This is a genomic window from Streptomyces sp. SCA2-17 (genome assembly GCF_044336695.1).
This window is the reverse complement of the sequence record NZ_CP117521.1, coordinates 641,446-659,352: the sequence shown is the minus strand read 5'-3', so window position 1 is coordinate 659,352 and position 17,907 is coordinate 641,446. Positions and strand designations below refer to the sequence as shown.

Annotated in this window: 19 protein-coding genes; 5 read left to right on the top strand and 14 right to left on the bottom strand. The window is 74.9% G+C overall.

Translation table 11 applies throughout. The features are described 5' to 3' along the window. Nucleotides 1-89 precede the first annotated feature (89 nt). The 5 genes from PS271_RS02850 to PS271_RS02830 form a co-directional block, all read right to left on the bottom strand. Nucleotides 90-386, bottom strand: coding sequence for a 4Fe-4S domain-containing protein (locus tag PS271_RS02850; protein ID WP_398379797.1), 297 nt, complete (start codon nucleotides 384-386; stop codon nucleotides 90-92). 5 nt (nucleotides 387-391) lie between these two features. Beyond that, on the bottom strand, nucleotides 392-1,582 hold the full coding sequence (locus PS271_RS02845; RefSeq protein WP_398379795.1) for a cytochrome P450: 1,191 nt from the start codon (nucleotides 1,580-1,582) through the stop codon (nucleotides 392-394). Between the two features lie 150 nt (nucleotides 1,583-1,732). After that, nucleotides 1,733-3,115 (bottom strand): FtsW/RodA/SpoVE family cell cycle protein, encoded by a 1,383-nt coding sequence (locus PS271_RS02840; protein WP_398386639.1) that lies wholly within the window; start codon nucleotides 3,113-3,115, stop codon nucleotides 1,733-1,735. A gap of 62 nt (nucleotides 3,116-3,177) precedes the next feature. Further along, nucleotides 3,178-4,674: a sensor histidine kinase gene (locus PS271_RS02835; RefSeq protein WP_398379793.1), complete on the bottom strand. Its 1,497-nt coding sequence runs from the start codon at nucleotides 4,672-4,674 to the stop codon at nucleotides 3,178-3,180. Further along, nucleotides 4,665-5,348, bottom strand: coding sequence for a response regulator transcription factor (locus tag PS271_RS02830; RefSeq protein WP_398379791.1), 684 nt, complete (start codon nucleotides 5,346-5,348; stop codon nucleotides 4,665-4,667). The genes PS271_RS02835 and PS271_RS02830 overlap by 10 nt, the downstream gene beginning before the upstream one ends. Nucleotides 5,349-5,524: 176 nt before the next feature. Here PS271_RS02830 and PS271_RS02825 point away from each other — a divergent pair, with 176 nt between their 5' ends. Then, nucleotides 5,525-5,887, top strand: a complete 363-nt coding sequence (locus tag PS271_RS02825) for a hypothetical protein (protein ID WP_398379789.1) — start codon at nucleotides 5,525-5,527, stop codon at nucleotides 5,885-5,887. A 450-nt stretch (nucleotides 5,888-6,337) separates the two neighbouring features. Here PS271_RS02825 and PS271_RS02820 read toward each other — a convergent pair whose 3' ends face one another. The 5 genes from PS271_RS02820 to PS271_RS02800 form a co-directional block, all read right to left on the bottom strand. Beyond that, nucleotides 6,338-6,625, bottom strand: coding sequence for a hypothetical protein (locus PS271_RS02820; protein WP_398379787.1), 288 nt, complete (start codon nucleotides 6,623-6,625; stop codon nucleotides 6,338-6,340). Further along, nucleotides 6,625-8,400, bottom strand: coding sequence for a peroxidase family protein (locus tag PS271_RS02815; protein WP_398379785.1), 1,776 nt, complete (start codon nucleotides 8,398-8,400; stop codon nucleotides 6,625-6,627). Before PS271_RS02815 ends, PS271_RS02820 begins: the two co-directional genes overlap by 1 nt. Before the next feature lie 66 nt (nucleotides 8,401-8,466). Then, the gene (locus PS271_RS02810; protein ID WP_398379783.1) at nucleotides 8,467-9,867 is read right to left on the bottom strand and encodes a hypothetical protein; all 1,401 of its coding nucleotides are present in this window, start codon (nucleotides 9,865-9,867) and stop codon (nucleotides 8,467-8,469) included. Beyond that, entirely contained in the window at nucleotides 9,864-11,315 is a 1,452-nt protein-coding gene (locus PS271_RS02805) for a cytochrome P450 (protein WP_398379781.1), read from the bottom strand. Before PS271_RS02805 ends, PS271_RS02810 begins: the two co-directional genes overlap by 4 nt. Nucleotides 11,316-11,600: 285 nt before the next feature. Next, nucleotides 11,601-12,032, bottom strand: coding sequence for an SPW repeat protein (locus PS271_RS02800; protein WP_398379779.1), 432 nt, complete (start codon nucleotides 12,030-12,032; stop codon nucleotides 11,601-11,603). Nucleotides 12,033-12,219: 187 nt separating this feature from the next. On the opposite strand from PS271_RS02800, the gene PS271_RS02795 reads away from it, so the two are divergent. After that, nucleotides 12,220-12,375 (top strand): hypothetical protein, encoded by a 156-nt coding sequence (locus PS271_RS02795; protein ID WP_398379777.1) that lies wholly within the window; start codon nucleotides 12,220-12,222, stop codon nucleotides 12,373-12,375. 24 nt (nucleotides 12,376-12,399) lie between these two features. Here the strand turns inward: PS271_RS02795 and PS271_RS02790 are convergent, their stop codons facing one another. From PS271_RS02790 to PS271_RS02775, 4 genes are read right to left on the bottom strand one after another with little or no spacing between them, the layout of a single operon-like run. Beyond that, complete coding sequence (locus PS271_RS02790; RefSeq protein ID WP_398386637.1) at nucleotides 12,400-13,311, bottom strand: 5-oxoprolinase subunit C family protein; 912 nt, start codon at nucleotides 13,309-13,311, stop codon at nucleotides 12,400-12,402. Nucleotides 13,312-13,316: 5 nt separating this feature from the next. After that, on the bottom strand, nucleotides 13,317-13,961 hold the full coding sequence (locus tag PS271_RS02785; RefSeq protein ID WP_398379775.1) for a 5-oxoprolinase subunit B family protein: 645 nt from the start codon (nucleotides 13,959-13,961) through the stop codon (nucleotides 13,317-13,319). Next, nucleotides 13,958-14,731: a LamB/YcsF family protein gene (locus PS271_RS02780; RefSeq protein WP_398379773.1), complete on the bottom strand. Its 774-nt coding sequence runs from the start codon at nucleotides 14,729-14,731 to the stop codon at nucleotides 13,958-13,960. Before PS271_RS02780 ends, PS271_RS02785 begins: the two co-directional genes overlap by 4 nt. Further along, nucleotides 14,728-15,399: an FCD domain-containing protein gene (locus PS271_RS02775; RefSeq protein WP_398379771.1), complete on the bottom strand. Its 672-nt coding sequence runs from the start codon at nucleotides 15,397-15,399 to the stop codon at nucleotides 14,728-14,730. The genes PS271_RS02780 and PS271_RS02775 overlap by 4 nt, the downstream gene beginning before the upstream one ends. A gap of 120 nt (nucleotides 15,400-15,519) precedes the next feature. On the opposite strand from PS271_RS02775, the gene PS271_RS02770 reads away from it, so the two are divergent. Genes PS271_RS02770 through pcp form a run of 3 tightly spaced genes read left to right on the top strand, consistent with a single transcriptional unit; the run spans nucleotide 15,520 to nucleotide 17,864 of the window. After that, nucleotides 15,520-16,230, top strand: coding sequence for a DUF969 domain-containing protein (locus tag PS271_RS02770; RefSeq protein WP_398379769.1), 711 nt, complete (start codon nucleotides 15,520-15,522; stop codon nucleotides 16,228-16,230). Further along, entirely contained in the window at nucleotides 16,227-17,195 is a 969-nt protein-coding gene (locus PS271_RS02765) for a DUF979 domain-containing protein (protein ID WP_398379767.1), read from the top strand. The genes PS271_RS02770 and PS271_RS02765 overlap by 4 nt, the downstream gene beginning before the upstream one ends. Nucleotides 17,196-17,219: 24 nt before the next feature. Beyond that, entirely contained in the window at nucleotides 17,220-17,864 is a 645-nt protein-coding gene (gene pcp, locus PS271_RS02760) for a pyroglutamyl-peptidase I (protein WP_398379765.1), read from the top strand. The last annotated feature ends 43 nt before the right edge of the window (nucleotides 17,865-17,907 follow it).

The following is a 17,907-nucleotide window of genomic DNA, read 5'->3' as shown; positions in this document are numbered from 1 at the left end:
CGGCGGGCACGTGGTCGGCCCGGGCACCGGGGTAGGTACCCATCCCGGCCCGTACGTATCGCCGCGCCGCACCACTACCGGCCGTCACTTCATGGCCTGGGCCCGATGACCTCCGTCCCCTCGGTGACGGTGATGGCCGCCGCGGGGCACGAGTCCGCCGCGTCCAGCAGCGCCTCGTCCGGCTCCGCCGCCTCTCTCACCGGCCGGGACCGCTCGTCCTCCAGGCGGAACGACTCCGGGGCGAGGGACGCGCAGATCCCGGAGCCGAGGCACGCGCTCCGGTCCACGGTCACCCGCCACGCCTTCGCGTCCGCAGCCTTCGCGCCCATGGCCTTCGTGTTCGCAGCCTGCGTGTCCGCCGCCGCTCCCGTCGTCGCGTCCGGCACGGGGCTCACCACGCCACCGGCATCGAGCGCGGCCCGCGGACCAGCATCTCCGTCTTCCACACGATGTCACCGGCCGGGCGGAGCCCCGGCAGCCGCAGGACCAGGGCCCGCAGCGCCTCTTGCAGCTCGAGCCGGGCCAGCGGCGCGCCGAGGCAGTGGTGCACGCCGTGGCCGAAGCCGAGGTGCTGATTGCCCGTGCGGCCGATGTCGAGGGTCTCCGGGTCGGCGAACCGCCCCGCGTCCCGGTTGGCCGCGCCGACGGACACCAGCACCGCCTCGCCCTTGCGCACCAGCGTCCCGCCCACCTCGACGTCCTCCAGGGCGTAGCGGGCGAACGAGGCGCCCGCGCCCAGCGGGACGAAGCGCATCAGCTCCTCGACGGCGGCCGGGATCAGGTCCGGGTCGGTGCGCAGCCGCGCAAGCGAGCCGGGGTGGCCGAGGAGGGTGAGCACGAAGTTGGGCACCTGGGTCGCGGTGGTCTCGTGGCCGGCGACGAGGATGCCCACGCACAGGTCGATCAGCTCCAGCTCCGAGAGCCGGTCGTTCACGTCGCGCGCCTCGATCAGCGCCGTCATCAGGTCGTCGGCCGGGTGCGCGCGGTGCTGCTCGACGAGTCCCGCCATGTAGGCCCGCAGCTCGTCGCGGTTCGCGGTCTTCTCCTCGCCGGTCAGCGAACTCGTCGACAGGGCGGCGTCGCTCCACCTGCGGAACCGCGGCCGGTCCTCCACCGGCACCCCGAGCAGCCGGCAGATCACCGCCACGGGGATGGGCAGGGCGTAGTCCTCGACCAGGTCGGCGGGCGGGCCCGCCGCCACCATCGCGTCCACCAGGCCCTCGGCGAGCGCGCGCACGTCCGGGCGCAGCTTCTCGACGCGCGGCGTGGTGAACGCCTTGGTCACCAGCGTGCGCAGCCGGGTGTGGTCGGGCGGGTCCATGCTCAGCAGGCCGGTGTCGCGCGGCCCTTCGCCGCGGCGCGGCTCGTCGTGGTGGAGGCTCTCGGCGCGGCTGAACCTCCGGTCGCCGAGGACGAGCCGGGCGTCGGCGTAGCGCGTGGCGAGCCAGGCGGGCTCGCCGTACTCCATGCGGACGCGCAGCAGGCCCTCGCCGCGGCGCGCTTCCTCGTACTTTCCGGACAGGTCGAGTCCGGTGGCTTCGTTGAAGGGATAGGCGGTGGGCTCGTCGTGGGCGATGGACATCCGGGCGCCTCTTTCCTGCCTTTTCCAGCCTGATTTTTCTCGCGGATTCCCGTGGCTCCCCCGTACCGCCGCGGCCGTGCGGCCGCCGCGGTACCTCAAGCCTCCGCAAAAATGGGTGCCTCAGTCAACGGTGCCTCAGTCAACGAGTCGTCAGCCGGTCCGTCCCGCGGCGCGGGCCCGGCCCGCGCTGTCGCTGATGCGTATCAGCAGCGCCACCATCAGCCAGTTGGCGACGAGCGAAGAACCGCTCTTGGCGAGGAACGGCAGCGCCTTGCCGGTCAGCGGGATCAGGCCGAGCACCCCGCCCGCCACGACGAAGACCTGCAAGGCCAGGGCCGCCGAGAGGCCCACGGCCAGCAGCTTCCCGAACGGGTCGCGCAGGGCCACGGCCGTGCTCAGGCCCCGCTGGGCCAGCAGCGCGTAGAGCATCAGCACGACCATCGTGCCGGCCAGGCCCAGCTCCTCGCCGACCGTGGTGAGGATGAAGTCGCTGCGGCCGGCGAAGCCGATCAGGTCGGGGTGGCCCGTGCCGAGGCCCGTGCCGGTCACGCCACCGCTGCCGAAGCCGAACAGCGCCTTCGCGAGCTGGTCCGAGCCGGCGCCCTGGCTGTGCAGCGCCGCGAACGGATGCTGCCAGGCGTCGATGCGGCCCTTGACGTGCGGCTCCGCCGAGCCGACGACGACCGCGCCCGCCGCCGCCATCAGCACGCCGCACAGCACCCAGCTGAACCGCTCGGTCGCCGCGTACAGCATCACCACGAACAGCCCGAAGAAGATCAGCGACGTGCCCAGGTCGCGCTCGAAGACGAGCACCAGCAGGCTCAGCACCCACACCGCCAGGATCGGCGCGAGCTGCCGGCCGGGAGGCAGCCGCACCCCCAGCACCTTGCGGCCCGTGAGCGCCAGCGCGTCCCGGTGGATCACCAGGTAGCCCGCGAAGAACACCGCGATCATGGTCTTGACGAACTCGCCCGGCTGGAACGACAGCGGGCCGATGAAGATCCACCGCTTGGCGCCGTACGTGTCGCCGGGGAAGAACGCCGGGGCCATCAGCAGCACCAGCGCCACGGCCATCGTCAGATAGATGTACCGCTGGAGCCGGCGGTGGTCCTTCAGGACGATCAGCACGCCCACGCACAGGCTCACGCCGATGACCGTCCACATCAGCTGGCCGGCGGCCGTCGGGTCCGAGGAGTAGCGCTCGGCGTACGAGAAGTCCAGCCGGTACAGCAGCACCAGGCCGATCCCCGACAGCAGCACGGCCAGCGGGAGGATCAGCGGGTCGGCGTACGGGGCCCAGCGGCGCGCCGCCAGGTGCGGCACGAGCGCGAGGCACCCCATGGCGCCCGCGAACCCGGCGAAGCCGTCCGGGACCCGGCCGGTCGTCGCGAGACCGGTGTACACGTAGCCGAAGCAGCTGATCAGCACGGCCAGGCCGAGCAGCAGCGCCTCGCGGGCCCGCCGCGCGGCCGCCGACGGGCCCCGCGCTTGCACGCGGTGCTCGTCACTGCCGTCGAGGTGCACGGAATCCACGGTCACACCGACCACTATCGGGGGGCCGGACTGAAGAAAACCTGAGATTTCTGAACGGACGTTCAGGAATCGGGCGTTCCGTGCGGTGGGGAACCGGCCACTGAGCCGGCCGCTGAGCCGGTCACCGGGAGCCGCGTCACCAGCCGCGCACCCTTCCCGCCCGGTCCCTTGCCGGGCGCCACCTCCAGGCTCCCGCCGTGGGCGCGCGCGATCTCCCGGGCGATGGCCAGGCCCAGCCCGCTGCCGCCGCTCTCCCGGGTGCGCGCCGCGTCCAGCCGCACGAAGCGCTCGAAGACCCGCTCGCGCTCCTCCTCCGGGATCCCCGGCCCGTCGTCGGCCACCTCCAGCACCGCCCGCCCCGCCGCCTCGTCGAGCGACGCCGTGATCACCACGCGGGAGGCGGCGTGCCGCAGCGCGTTGTCGACCAGGTTCGCCAGCAGGCGCTCCAGCTGGCCCGTCCGGCCGCGCAACGGTACCGGGGCGTCCGCGCGCACGCTCACCGGCACCCGCGGCGCCGGCCGGCGGGCCGCCTCCTCGGCCGCCAGCAGCGCGAGGTCCGCCGGCTCCGCGGCGGCCATCGGCGCCCGCGCGTCGAACCGGGCCAGGAGCAGCAGGTCCGCCGCCACGCGCTGCAGCCTGACGGTGTCGTCCAGCGCCGCGCGGACGGCCTCCGGCGACGGCCCGCCGGGCGCGGCCAGCGCGACCTCCAGCCGGGAGCGCACCGCGGCCACGGGGTTGCGCAGCTCGTGCGAGGCGTCCGCGACGAACTGCCGCTGCCGGCCGACCGCGAGCTCCAGCCGGTCCAGCGTGGCGTTGACCGTACGGGCCAGCTGCGTCACCTCGTCGCCGGCCGCCGGCACCGGCACCCGCCGGTCCAGCGCGCTCGCCGTGACGGCGGCCAGCTCCGTGCGGATCGTGGTCACCGGCCGCAGGGCCAGCCCCGTCACCGCCCACGCGATGGCCGCGGCCAGGGCGATGAGCGGCGGCGCGCCCGCCAGGAGCCCGACCGCGACGGCGTGGGTGGCGCCGTCGACGTCGTTGAGGACGGTCAGCGCGTACACGTACCGTTCGTGCCGCTCCCCGCCCGGCCCCGGCGGCGCCGAGGCCCGGACGGCCACCACGTCGGCGCGGTCCGGCTCGCCGGCCCGGCCGCCGCCCGCCGCCCGTACCCCGGACAGGATGTGGTGGGCCGAGTCCCGGCCGGCCTCCGGGCGCAGCGGCGCCAGCTCCTCGGCGAGGGCCTCCGCGGACGGGCGGGTCGTCGCGACCACCCGGCCGTCCGCGTCCAGGACGAGCACGACGTCGACGCCCGCGCGCGGCGCGGCCAGCAGCCCGGGCAGCTCCCCGGTGTCCGCCTGCGCCGCCACCTCGCGGGCGGCCAGCTCGGTGCGGCCGGTCGTGGTGTCCAGCAGGTTGGCGCGCAGCACCGTGTAGAGCCAGGTGCCGCCCACGCCGAGGACCACGGCCATCGCCAGGGCCGCCGCGGCCGCGCACCGGCCCCGTACCGTACGGGGCGGCCGCAGCCTCCACGGCAGGGACGCGGGGAGCCTTACGCGCATCCGTCGTCCGGGTCGATGCGGTAGCCGGTGCCGTGCACGGTCACGAGGGTGCGCCGGCCGAACGGCGCGTCGATCTTCTTGCGCAGCGAGGAGACGTAGACCTCGACGATGTTCGGGTCCGTGTCGCCGGGGAAGTCCCAGACCTCGTCCAGGATGTCCCGCTTGGCGACCGCCTGCCCGGCGTTCGCCATCAGGTACCGCAGGACGGACAGCTCGCGGGAGGTCAGCTCGATCTCCCGCCCGCCGCGCGCACAGCGGCGCGCCGCGGGATCCAGCACCAGGTCCCCGGCGCGCAGCGGGAGCGCCGCCGCCGGGCCCCGGCGGCGGCCCAGGGCGCGCAGCCGGGCGAGCAGCACGACGAAGGAGAACGGCTTCGACAAGTAGTCGTCCGCCCCCGCGTCCAGCCCCTCCGCCTCGTCGTACTCGCCGTCCTTGGCGGTGAGCATCAGCACCGGCGTCCACTGGCCGAGCCCGCGCAGCCGCCGGCAGATCTCGTAGCCGCTCAGCCCCGGCAGCATCACGTCCAGGACGACCACGTCGTACACGCCGGTGAGCGCCGCTTCCAGACCGCGGTGCCCCTCGTGGACGACGTCCACCAGATGGCCCTCGGCGGCGAGGCCGTGCCGCAGCGAATCGGCCAGTCCGGCCTCGTCCTCCACTATCAGAATGCGCACGTCCCAAGCGTCACATATGCCACCAGAAGCACTTGCGGCGCGTCCTTCCGGGCTCGCGCGTGATGTCCCGCACACTCGGAGACAGGGCCGTAACCGCCTGATGACCGCCGGGTTGACCCGGGAGAGAGCACGCACGCAGCACGCACCCCGCCACAGGACGGAGCAGTGGTACATCCATGAGCAAACGCCAGAAGGGCCGCAAGCACCGCAGGGTCAACCGCACACCGCGCCCGGTCGGCGCGGCCCGCCCCCGCGTGATGGCCGTGCGGCCGGCTGCTCCGGTCGCGCCGGCCGCGGCTGCGGCCCAGCAGCCCCTGGAGCAGGAGAGCCGGCTCGGCAGGCACGCCGCGCGCACCTGGGAGAGCCTGCGCACGTGCGGCGCCGCCGGGGCCTCCCTGGAAGAGCTGTGCGCGTCCGCGGGCTACCAGCCGCGCACGGTCACCAAGCACGTCCAGGGCCTCGCGGACCAGGGCCTGGCCGAACTCCGCGCCGACCGCTGGTACGCCCGGGAACCGGCGGGAGCGCTGGCGGCCCACTAGGACGCCTCCCACCGCGGCGCCGGCACCGCCGGCCCCCACCCACGTGGTGACTCGCCGCGGCGGCGGACGAAGGGGCGCCGGACCCCCGTTCGCCCGCCGCGGCGGGCACCGGCCGCCGGGGGCGGTGCCGACAGCGCCGCTGCGACAGAAGAAAGCCCGCCGCAGCGGCGCGCGACCACGATGGTGAGGGTCCGGCGGAATTCGGAGGTGCGCGTCGGCCGCGGCCGGTTCGGTCTGTGGGCCGGCCCTCGTCCCGCAGGGTCAGCGACGGCGTCGGCTGTTGCGGCCGAGATCCTGCCGCCGCGGTGGCGCGCGACCACCATGGTGAGGGTCCGGCGGAATCCGCGAGCGACCGTCGTGGCGGTGCCCGGTCAGGGCCGCAGGATCCGCCGTAGCGGAGAAGCCCGCCGCCGCGGTGTCCGGCCGCGGCGGCGAGCCGGCCCGTGGGGCCTACCGCCAGCCGCCCGAGCGCTCCGAATCCTCGTTCAGGCGGCGGTCCAACGCCGCCAGGACCGCCTCGTGGTGGGCCAGAGCCTCCGCCGCGCGTTCCAAGGAGCGCGCGGCCGTCTCCGCGCGGTCCGCGTGAGCGATCATCCGCTTGCGCAGCGCAGCGCCCTCCGCTCCCAGCGACGCCACCTCCTCCGCACTCGACCGCAGCCGCGCCGCCTGCTCCCGCAGCGAGAAGGCCTGCGCCCGGACGGGCTGCGACCAGGGCGCGTGCTCCGCCCCCGCGCCCATCACCGGATCCCCCCGGGCCGCAGCATCCGCCAGGGCGCGAACGCGTTGCGCACCCCCCGCAATGCCGGGGCCAGCTCCGGGTGGTGGCGCAGGAGCACGTCGGTCATGCCGGTGCGGTCGATCCACTCCATGCCCTCGGCGGTGTAGATGCCGGGGCGGTAGTCCCGGGTGAAGAAGCGGTCGCTCTTCAGCCGCCGGGAGGCCATCAGGGCGAACAGCCGGAACGCCGTGTCGCTGAACGCGAACCCCCGCGGCCGCCGCTCGGCGTACATGCCGACCATGGTGTCGACGCGGTCCAGCCGCCCGTCGTAGACCTCGCGCAGCTCCGCGGCGAGCCCGACGTCACCGCCGGTCAGCTCCTCGAAGCCGGAGATGGGCGGACGGTGCAGTGCGGCACGGAAAGCGGTGTAGCGGGGCACGCCCCGCTCGCGGTCGCGCAGCACGTCGACCGCCCCCACGTCGACGTGCTCGCCGGAGATCCGGACGAGGTCGCGCAGGCAGTCGGGGTGGTTGTGCAGGGTGATGTCGCCGGGGTTCATGATGCCGAAGGAGTACAGCAGGTCGGAGAGGCCGAACTTGTCGACCGCGGGCCGCGTGGCCAGGGCCTGGAGATCCTCGAAGCCGGTCCGTTCCACGAGCGCGCCCGTACGGTGTGAGGAGACGGCGTACTCGTCACGGATCAGCGGGTGCATCCGGTACGCGGAGACGAACTCCTCCGTCATCGCGTACGGCGCGGCGTGGTGGTCGGTGGGGGAGCCGGGGATGCCGAACAGCATCTCGCCGCCGCCGAACCGGCCGACCCGGCGCCGCACCCGCGCGGGCAGGACCCCGTACCAGTTCATGTGCATGGCCGCCCGCGTGACCGGGTGGGCGATGATCCCCGGGGTCCACTCGACCGTGTGGATCTTGGCCATGACGGCGGTGTTGACGAGCCGGGCCGTCTGGAAGAGCCGTTCGTCGCCCCAGGTGGGGTGGGCGGCGGCGATCCGGTCGCAGACGGCGTTGTGCTCCTTGGCGAAGAGCGTGTGCAGCAGGGACAGCCCGACCCAGTAATTGTCGTTGAAGCCGGTGAGGTCGATGCCGGACAGGCCGGGCGCGGTCTCGTCGGGCAGCCGCCCGCCGGTGAGGGCGAGCTTCCCGCGCTCGCCCGTGCGCAGGGCGCGGCACCGCTCCTCGCTCGATCCGTAGAGCTGCGAGCCGTCCCACCAGTGGCTGACGGTGTTCTCGTACGTGGGCGGCCGGGTGGTGTCCGTGCGGGGGACGGGGTCGGGGCGGGAGCGGCGCACGAGCATCGGGCACTGCGGCCAGTCGTCGTCCGCGCCGAGCGGCACGTCGAGCGGCCGGTCGGCGCGGTTGTCGCCGTGGCTGAACCAGCCGTGGTTCTGGAACTGGATCCACGCCGCGGCCAGCAGGTTCAGCCCGGTCGCCGGGCGGAAGCCGGAGCGGCGGCGCAGCAGCTGCCGGCTGACCTCGCGGGGGCTGGGCGAGAGCAGCCCGTCGTCCTCGGGCTCGGGATACGTCTCGGGCAGCGCGCAGTTGCGGTCGAAGCGGGTGCCCGCCCGGCCCATGTCGCGGTCGCCCGGGTCGTTGCCCGAGCCGTCGTAGCTGCGGTGGGGGAGGAGGTCGGCGACGGGCGTGCGGGGGCGCTCCCCGCCGGCCCCGTAGGTGTCGTACAGATTGTGCGTCCGCAGCACTTGCCGCTGTCTTCTGAGGTCCAGCAGCGCGAGGGGAAAGGGGAGGTCGTGCCACTCGCGGCGGCGCGGTACCGGCGTCATCGACAGTCTCCGTGAGGGTTGCGGCGGGTGGTGCGTAAGGAGTTCCGTGTGCTCGGGCGCACCGGCTCAGCCGCCCAGGAGGCGGTGGACGGCGGTCTTGCCGGGCCGGCCCCGGTAGGCGGCGAGCAGCTCGTCCACCCGGTCGCGGGTCTCGGGGGCGGCCTTGTCGAGGCTCTGCGCGTACGCCTCGGCGCCGAGGCACAGCGGGATGTCGTACGAGGGATCCGTCCAGGCGAGCCACAGCCGGTCCGGGGACGGGGATAGGGACGGGGAGGGGGACGAGGGCAGGGCCGGGACCGGGCCGCGGCCCTCCAGGCGGGGCAGCAGGTCGTGCTCCTCGGCCAGCCCGGCGACGCGGGCGCGGGGCGCGGGCAGTTGCCCGGAGCCGGTGGGCGAGCCGACGGTGACCACGTGCGTGACGGCCCGGCCGAGCCGCCCCGGGCCGCCGGCCAGGTGCAGGGCCGTCACTCCGCCCAGGCCGTGCCCGACGAGCGCGACCGGCATCCCCTCGGGCACCGTGCGGCGGAGGGCGTCGCGGGCGGCCAGGGTGTACGGGGAGCCGCCGCAGCCGAGTGCGGCGACGGCCGCGACCAGCCCCTCCGGGGAGGCGGTGCGCGGCAGGAGGAACTCCGGGCCGGGCAGGAGCACCAGGCACCGGGTGGTGCCGTCCGGGCCCGTGACCTGCCGGGTGAGCATCCTGCCGGGGCCCAGGGAAGCCAGGTTGCGCAGGTGGGCGCAGATCCCGCCGTCCTCGTCCAGGCCGTCCGGGAACACGCCGTCCGGCGGCTCCGCCAGGGAGCCCGCGCCGCGGGAGCGGCGGGGCCGGGGGACGGGCGGGGGAGCGCTCCGCACCCGGGTGCCCGTGACGACGCGCCAGGCCGCCGCGTCGTTGAAGGGATTGCCGTCGGCCAGGGAGTGCCACGCCGTCACCTCCTCGTACGCCGGGGCGAGCGCGGCCAGGGCGGGCCCGGCGCTGCGGACGCGGACGTCCTCCCGGAGGATGCGCAGGGCCAGGGCGGGCAGGCCCGCTTCGACGGCCACGAGCATGCGCCGGACCGCGCTCTCGGCCCCGTACTCGGCGTGCCGCGTCGCGCACAGCCGGATCCGCAGCCGCAGCGCGGTGGCCGCGAGGTCGCCGGCGAGGCTCCCGCGGCGGGCGGCCACGCCGGCCGGCCGGCCGGCGTGGCCGGCCCGACCGCCGTCCCAGGCGTGGCCGAGCCCGGCGGAGCCGGTGAGGCCGCGGGCGAGGGCGCCCGCCGCCCGCAGGCCGCTGCGGGGCGAGCGGCCGAGCGAGGCGAGCAGCGCGGGGTCGCTCGCGACGGCCGTGACCGCCCGCCCCGCCGCTCGGACCGCCCCGGCGGCCTCGGCCAGCTCGCGGGCCACGGCGGTGAGCCGCGCCGCGGCCGCCGCGTCCTCCGGGCCGGCTCCTGTGGTGCCCCGGGGGCCCGGTGTGCTTGCTGCCGTCATGCGCCCTCCTCCGGCGTGCGGGACTGCGTGGCCCGGACCTTCGCCGTGCCGGTCTCCGGCGACCGGGGGCCGCGGATCCCGATCCGCAGCCGCGAGGCGTCGAAGGTGTGCGGGAGCGGCCGGCCGGGGCCGAGCCGGACCCCCGCGACGGCGAGCTCGCCGCCGCGCAGCAGTTCGGCGACGAACCCGGTGGCCAGCTGGAGCGCGAGCTCCATGCCGCTGCACTGGGCCTCGCCGCGGCCGAACGGGCCGACCGCCCAGTCGCGCTCCGCGATGCCGTCCAGCCACTTCTCGGGCGCGAACCGGTGTGCGTAGTCGAGGCGTTCGCCGTCGCGGGCGTGGAAGGCGACCGGCACGACGACGTCGACCCCGCCCGGCGCGACGGCGTCCCGCCAGCGGGTCTCGCCTGTGGTCCGGCGCGTCAGGCCCGCGACCGGCGGCCACAGCCGGGCGGCCTCCTGCACGCAGGCGCGCAGGTAGGGCATGCCGAGGAAGCCGGGGACCGTGCGTGGGCCGTGGGTGCGGTCCGCCGCCCGGATCTCCTTCATGACGCACTCGTGGTGGCGCGGGTGCGAGGCGAGCAGGGCGAGCGTCTGCACCGTCACCGAGCTCAGCGCGCCGAGGGCCATGAACCAGTGGCTGACCTGGCACTCCGGGGCGGTCTCCGGGCCCCGGGGCGCGGCCGCGAACAGCCCGGCCAGGCTGCGCGGATCCGCCTCGTACAGATATCTCGCCTGGCGCTGCATCATTTTGCGGCGCAGCCGGCGGGCGCGGCCGGCGCGCCAGCGGCGGGCTCCCATCCAGTTGGCCTCGCCGAGGAGTTCGCCGAGGAGCCGGGAGAACTCCACGTCGTCGGCGGCCGCCTCGCCCAGGAAGCAGCGCCGCCCCACGCGCTCGAAGCTCTCCCGCAGGGCCTCGGCGCGCAGCCCGGCCACGGCACCCGGGCCCAGCAGGGCGGCGGCCTCCTCCCCGGCGACGCGCAGGAAGCGGTCGGCGAGCCGGTGCACCGGGCAGCCGGCGTCCAGGACCGCGTCGTTGAACATCCGGCGCACCATCCGCTGCCGGCCGTGCGAGGCCACGAGGGTCTCGGGCTGGACGGGCGCGAACCCGCTCACCTTCTCCCAGGTGTCGACCGCGTAGACCCCGACGGGGCCGGACAGCACCTGCCGGGCGTCGTCGGCGTCGAGGACGAGCAGGGTGGGGCCGGCGGCGCCGCGCACCATGACCGGGCCGCGGCCGTGCCGCCGCCGCAGCCGGCGCATGGCCTCCGGCGCGCGGCGGGCGGTGTCCGCGCGCGCGACGAGCGCGGCGATCCGGGGCCGGGAACGGAAGGCGCCCTTGAGGTAGTTGGGGAGGAAATAGACGAGGGTGAGCCGGAGGTTCTCTCCCGCGGATGCGGCGGGCAGTGCCGTCCCCCGGCCCGTGCCGACCCCGGGCGCGATCGTCATGCGTCGGACCTCATGAGGTTGAAGTGATCAGTGAGAGGGGAGCATTGCCACTTCAGGTCCGGCGGAGTCATCAGGTAGGAAGATCACCCGAGTTTTCATCCCCAGGGGTGAAAAGGGTGATGGGCATTGCCGTTGGTGTCGTGTCGTGCCGCTGGTTGTGCCGTTGCCGTTGCTGCCGCCGATGGCGGTCCCGGCTGGACGGTCTTGGCGGACGGCAACGGCAACGGCGGGAGCGGTGAGAACCGCTGAACGGCGAAATTCAGCCTTCCTCAGGACGGGGGGCGGTCAGCGCCGTGACCTCGCCATCCCCATGCGTGCCAGGGCGAGAGCCACCAGGCATGCCACCGCTCCGACGATGACATTGCTGACGACGGCGGCCGTGGCGAACGCGTGACCGGCGACGACCCAGGGCGAAATGATCGTCCAGGCGCCGAGGCAGAGGGCTGCCCAGCTCATCGCGTGGGTGCGCTCGTAGGCGGGGCCGAAGCCACCGACCAGGCAAGCGAAGGCTGCACCCACAATCACATTGTGGATAGCAAGGGTGGAAGCGCCACTGAAGCCCACAATCCATGGCGAAGCGGCCAGGTAGACGCCACAGAGGAGGGCGAGCGCTTCAACGGCCTGGGCGACGGGGGTGCTCGTCGCCGCTTCGGAGTGGGCGCGGAGCGCCAGGATGTCCGGGTGCTGGTCTATCCGGGGCGACGTAGGGGCGGTCACGTCAGCCACCTTCTTTCCGTGTCAGCTCTGACCTGACTGCATTTTAACCTGATTGGAGGCATTTTCACCTGAATGGAGGCCGTCATATCTGGCGATTTCCCCTGTGTTGGGACCTGGTTTCGTCCCGTCACCCTGGGGGAACCCGGGCAGTCGGTTTCCGGGGGTTCGGCGATGCGAGGAGGCGGCCGTGGAACAGCTCAAGGGACAGGGCGAGCGGATGCAGCACCGGGGCGAGACCCGGGAGGAGGCCGCGCGGACCCGCCGTTCGGTCCAGAGTGAGACGCCGGACCGTACCGGCGAGGACGCCGACGCCGAGTCGCACATCATCCGCGGCCTCGACTGACCCCGGGATCGACCGGCCCCGGGCTCAGCCCCGTACGGGCACGAACCGTACCGGCGTGCCGGGCACGGCCTGGGCCGCGGCGGCCAGTTCCGCCTCGGGGACGACACCCACGACCGGGTAGCCGCCGGTCGTCGGATGGTCCGCCAGGAAGACGACCGGGCGGCCGTCCGGCGGGACTTGGACGGCTCCCAGCACCATGCCCTCGCTCGGGAGCTCGCCGGCCACGGCGCGCTCCAGGGCCGGCCCCTCGGTCCGCAGGCCGATCCGGTTGCTCGCGGCCGCCACCCGGAAGGCGCCGCGGGCCAGGGTGTGCAGCGCGGCGGGCGTGAACCAGTCGTCGCGCGGGCCGAGCACGACCGGGAGCACCAGCCCGCCGACGGGCGGGCCCGCCCACGGGACGGCGTCGGCGTGCGCGGGCGGCCCGCAGGGCGCGCCGAGCGGCAGGACCGCACCCGCGGCGAGCGGCTCCGGCCCGAGGCCTGAGAGCAGGTCGCGCGAGCGGCTGCCGAGGACGGGCGGTACGGCGAGACCGCCCGCGAACGCCACGTAGCTGCGCAGGCCTCCGGCGGCCCGGCCCACGTCCAGCACGGCGCCCGCCGGCACCCGCACCGCGGCCCCCCATGCCACGGGCCGGCCGTCGACCCGCACCGGGCAGGGCGCGCCGGTCACGACCGCGGTCACGGCCGTACCGGCGCGCACGGCGCAGCCGTCGACGGTGGTCTCCAGCGTGGCGTGGCCCGCGGGGTTGCCGGCGAGCCGGTTGGCGAGCTCGTGCGCGGGCCGGTCCAGGGCTCCGGAGCGGCCGACGCCCAGGTGCGCGTGTCCGGGCCGGCCGAGGTCCTGCACGGTCGTCAGGGCGCCGGGCCGGACGACGGTCAGGGCGGGCGGGCCGCTGTCCGTTTCGGATATGCGGCTGTCCACTCCGGAACCGCTCATGCCGGTCATGCGCTCACCTCGAAACGTACGCGGGTGCCGGGCGCCAGCAGTGCCGCCGGTTCCCGCGCCGCGTCCCACAGGACCGCGTCCGTACGGCCGATGAGCTGCCAGCCGCCGGGGGAGGAGCGGGGGTAGACGCCGGTGTACGGGCCGGCCAGGCCGACCGCGCCCGCGGGCACGGTGGTGCGGGGCGTGGCCCGGCGCGGCACGTGCAGGTGCGCCGGGAGGCCGGTCAGATAGCCGAAGCCGGGGGCGAAGCCGCAGAAGGCGACGCGGAATTCGAGGCCGGAGTGGATGCGCGCGACCTCGTCCGCGGCGACTCCCCACAGGGCGGCGACCTCCGCGAGGTCGGCCCCGTCGTAGCGGACCGGCAGGACGACGGGATCGCCTTCGGCGGCCGCGAGCGGCGGCACGTCCCAGTGCACGATGTCGGCGGCGAGGGCCCGGGGGTCGGCGAGCCCGTCGAGCAGGACGGTGCGCGCCGCGGGCACGATCTCGGTCACGGCCGGCAGGGTCCCGGCCTCCCGGCGGCGCAGCAGCTCGGCGTGGAGCGCCTGGGCCTCCTCGCCGCCGGGGACCTCGACGAGCAGGGCGTGCGGGCCGACGCGCAGGGGGCGGCAGGGCGGGGAGCCGGCGCGGTGCGCGGTCACGCGAAGGCCTCCAGGCGCACGCCCGCGGACTCCAGCGCGGCGCGCACCCTGCGGGCGAGGTCCGCGGCGCCCGGCGTGTCCCCGTGCAGGCACAGGGAGCGGGCCCGTACGGCGATCTCCTCGCCCGTCAGGGCGGTCACGGCGGCCTCGCGTGCCATCCGTACGGAGCGGGTGACGATGGCGTCCGGGTCGAGGACGACCGCGCCGGGGGTCCGGCGCGGCACGAGCGTGCCCGCGGCCGTGTAGGCGCGGTCGGCGAACGCCTCGCTGATCACCGGCAGTCCGGCCTGCGCGGCGGCCTCGTGCAGCCGGGAGCCCGGCAGGCCCAGGACGGGCAGGGCCCCGCCCGCGCGCACCACCCCGGCGGCGACAGCCGCGGCCTGCTCCGCGTCGGTGACCGTGCGGTTGTAGAGCGCGCCGTGCGGCTTGACGTAGGCGACGTCCGCGCCGGCCGCCTGCGCGAAGACGCGCAGCGCGCCGATCTGATAGGTGATCTCGTCGGCGAGCTCGTCCGGGGGCACGTCCATGGCGCGGCGCCCGAAGCCGGCCAGGTCGCGGTAGGAGACCTGGGCGCCGATGCGCACGCCGCGCTCGGCGGCCCGCTCGCAGACCTGCCGCATCGTGGAGGGGTCGCCGGCGTGGAAGCCGCAGGCGACGTTCGCGCTGGTCACGACCGACAGCAGGGCGTCGTCGTCGGTCAGGTGCCAGCGCCCGAAGCCCTCCCCGAGGTCGGCGTTGAGGTCGAGCACGGCCGTGCCGTGGGCGTTCATGCGTTCTCCCCTTCCCGTTCCCGTTCCCGCTCCCGCAGAGCGCCCAGGATGAGCTCCAGGGCGTCGTCCAGATAGGTGGTCAGCTCGCTCTCCGCGCGGGCGTACTCGCCGTCCTCCAAGAGCTCCGCCAAGGCGCGGTTGCGCGCGAGGAAGGGCTCGTGGAAGCGGCGCGGCGAGGGCATCGCGTGGAAGGCCAGGCGCAGTTCGGCCATCAGCCGGTCCATCGCGGCGTCGATGCGCGGGCTGCCGGACAGGGCGGCGAGCGCCCGGTGGAAGCGCAGGTCGGCCGAGCCGACCTCCTGCCAGTCGCCCCCGGCGGCGGCGCGCCCGGCCTCCTCCACCGCCGCGGTCACGGCCTCGCGCAGCGGCCGCCCGGCCCCCGCGGCGGCCCGGACACCGGCGCACTCCAGGGCCGCGCGGACGCGGTAGATGTCAGTGACGTCGGCCGGGTCGACGACGCGGACGAAGACGCCGCGGTTGAGCCGGTGCACGACCAGGCTCTCGTGGACGAGCAGCCGGAAAGCCTCGCGCAGGGTGTTGCGCGAGACCCCGAGGTCCCGGCCGAGGGCCTCTTCCGAGAGCCGGGTGCCGGGCGGCAGACCGCCGGCCTCGATGCGGTCGCGGAGCACGCCGGCGACGCGCTGTGCGGTGGACAGGGCCATTGTCATCCCCAATGCCTCTTGAGAACCCCAAGCCTATTGAGAATTGTTGAACAATATCTTAGCCTCCTCGCCAATCCCCTCACCCGATCGAGTGAGGGCCGTCCGGGATCCCGGAAGGCGGAGCCCATGATCGTTCTCTTGGGCGTCCTCGTGGTCGTGCTGGGCTTCGCCACGAGACGCAACCCCCTGCTGGTCGTCGGCGCCGCCGGCATCGTCACGGGCCTCCTCGGCGGCCTCTCCCCCCAGCGCGTCCTGGCCGCCTTCGGTACCGGCTTCGCCTCCAGCCGCTCGGTGACGATCTTCGTGATCACGCTGCCCGTCATCGGCCTGCTCGAACACCACGGCCTCCAGGAACAGGCCCGCCGCCTGATCACCCGCTTCGCCGGGCTCACCGCGGGCCGCTTCCTCGCGCTCTACCTCCTGCTGCGCCAGCTGGCCGCCGCCGTCGGCCTCAACAACGTCTTCGGGCACGCCCAGACCGTGCGGCCGCTCGCCGCGCCCATGGCCGAGGGCGCCGCCGAGCGCCGGCACGGGCCGCTGAGCGAGAAGGCCCGCGAGAAGGTGCGCTCCTTCGCGGCGAGCGCGGACAACGTCGGGCTGTTCTTCGGCGAGGACGTCTTCCTGGCCGTCGGCTCCATCCTGCTGATCACCGGCTTCGTCAACACCACGTACCACACGCACCTCGAACCGCTGCAACTCGCGCTGTGGGCCGTGCCCACGGCCCTGTGTGCGCTCGCCGTCCACGGCTGGCGGCTGCTGCGGCTCGACCGGCAACTGCCCGGGGCGGTCCCCGGGCCCGGCCGCCGCACCACCGGACTCGGGGAGACCGTCAAGTGATCAAGGCGGAGTGGTTCTACTGGCTGGTCGGCGGCATCTTCCTGGTGATGGCCGCGCAGATGCTCACCGACCGCACCAATCCCAAGCGCTTCGGCACCGCCGCCTTCTGGGGCCTGCTCGGGCTCGGCTTCATCTACGGCACCTGGGTCGCCGACAAGTCCGCCCCCGCCGAACCCCTGGGCGCGGCCGTCCTCGCCATGGTCTGCCTCGCGGGCTTCGGCTTCACCGGGCGCGGCAAGGGCACCGCCGCCACGCCCGGGCAGCGGGAGGCGCGCGCGGAGCGGTGGGGGAGCCGCCTGTTCGTGCCCGCCCTCACCATCCCCGTCGTGGCCCTGGTCTGCGCGGTCGGAGTCAAGAAGCTCTCCCTGGACGGCGAACCCGTCCTCCAGAAGGGCAGCGAGACCATCCTCGGCGTGGGCATCGGAGCCGTCGTCGCGCTCGTCGTCGGCATGGTGATGCTGCGCGAGAAGCGGCTCGCGACCCCCTTGCACGCAGGGCGGTCCATGCTGGAGTCGATGGGCTGGGCCATGCTGCTGCCCCAGCTCCTCGCCACGCTCGGCAGCATCTTCTCCGTGGCGGGCGTCGGCGACCAGGTCCGCCGGATCACCACCGCCGTGCTGCCCGACGGCTCGCTCTTCCTCGCCGTCGCCGTCTACTGCGTCGGCATGTTCCTCTTCACCGTCGTCATGGGGAACGGCTTCGCCGCCTTCCCCGTCATGACCGCGGCCGTCGGCTGGCCCGTCCTCGTCGTCCAGGAGGGCGGCAACGCCCCGGCCGTCCTGGCCATCGGCATGCTCGCCGGCTTCTGCGGCACGCTGGTGACGCCCATGGCCGCCAACTTCAACGTCGTCCCGGCCGCGCTCCTCGAACTGAAGGACCAGTACGGCCCCATCAAGGCCCAGCTGCCGACGGCCGTCGCCCTGCTCGGCTGCAACATCGTCATCATGTACGTCTTCGCCGTCTGACGGCCCGCCGGGAGGTAACCCGCCGTGACCCGTGTCCTGCTCACCGGATTCGAGCCCTTCGGAGGGGAGGGGGTGAACCCCTCCTGGGAGGCCGTCCGCGCGGCCGCCGCGCGGGGCGCCGACGGGCTAGCCCTCTCCACCGCGCAACTGCCCTGCGCGTTCGGCACGGCCCTCGACGCCCTCCGGGAGGCCGTCGACCGCACCGAGCCGGACCTCGTCCTGTGCGTGGGGCAGGCGGGCGGCCGCCCCGACATCACCGTCGAACGCATCGCCGTCAACGTCGACGACGCCCGCATCCCCGACAACGCGGGCGCGCAGCCCGTCGACGAGCCCGTCGTCCCCGGCGGGCCCGCCGCCTACTTCGCGACCCTGCCCGTCAAGGCCTGCGTCGCGGCCGTGCGCGAGGCCGGGCTGCCCGCGTCGGTCTCCCAGACCGCCGGCACGTACGTCTGCAACCACGTCTTCTACGGCCTGATGCACCTCGCCGCCACCGAACGGCCCGGCCTGCGGGGCGGATTCGTGCACGTCCCCTACGCGCCCGCACAGGTCACCGACCGGGCCCTGCCCTCGCTGCCCGTCACCGCCGCCGCGGAAGCACTCTGTGTGATCGCCGTCACCGCCGCGGGGCGCACCACGGACATCCGTGCGGAAGGCGGAGCCACACACTAGGGGCGTGACGGACATTCCGCCCGTGCCGTTTCGTCCGTTGTCG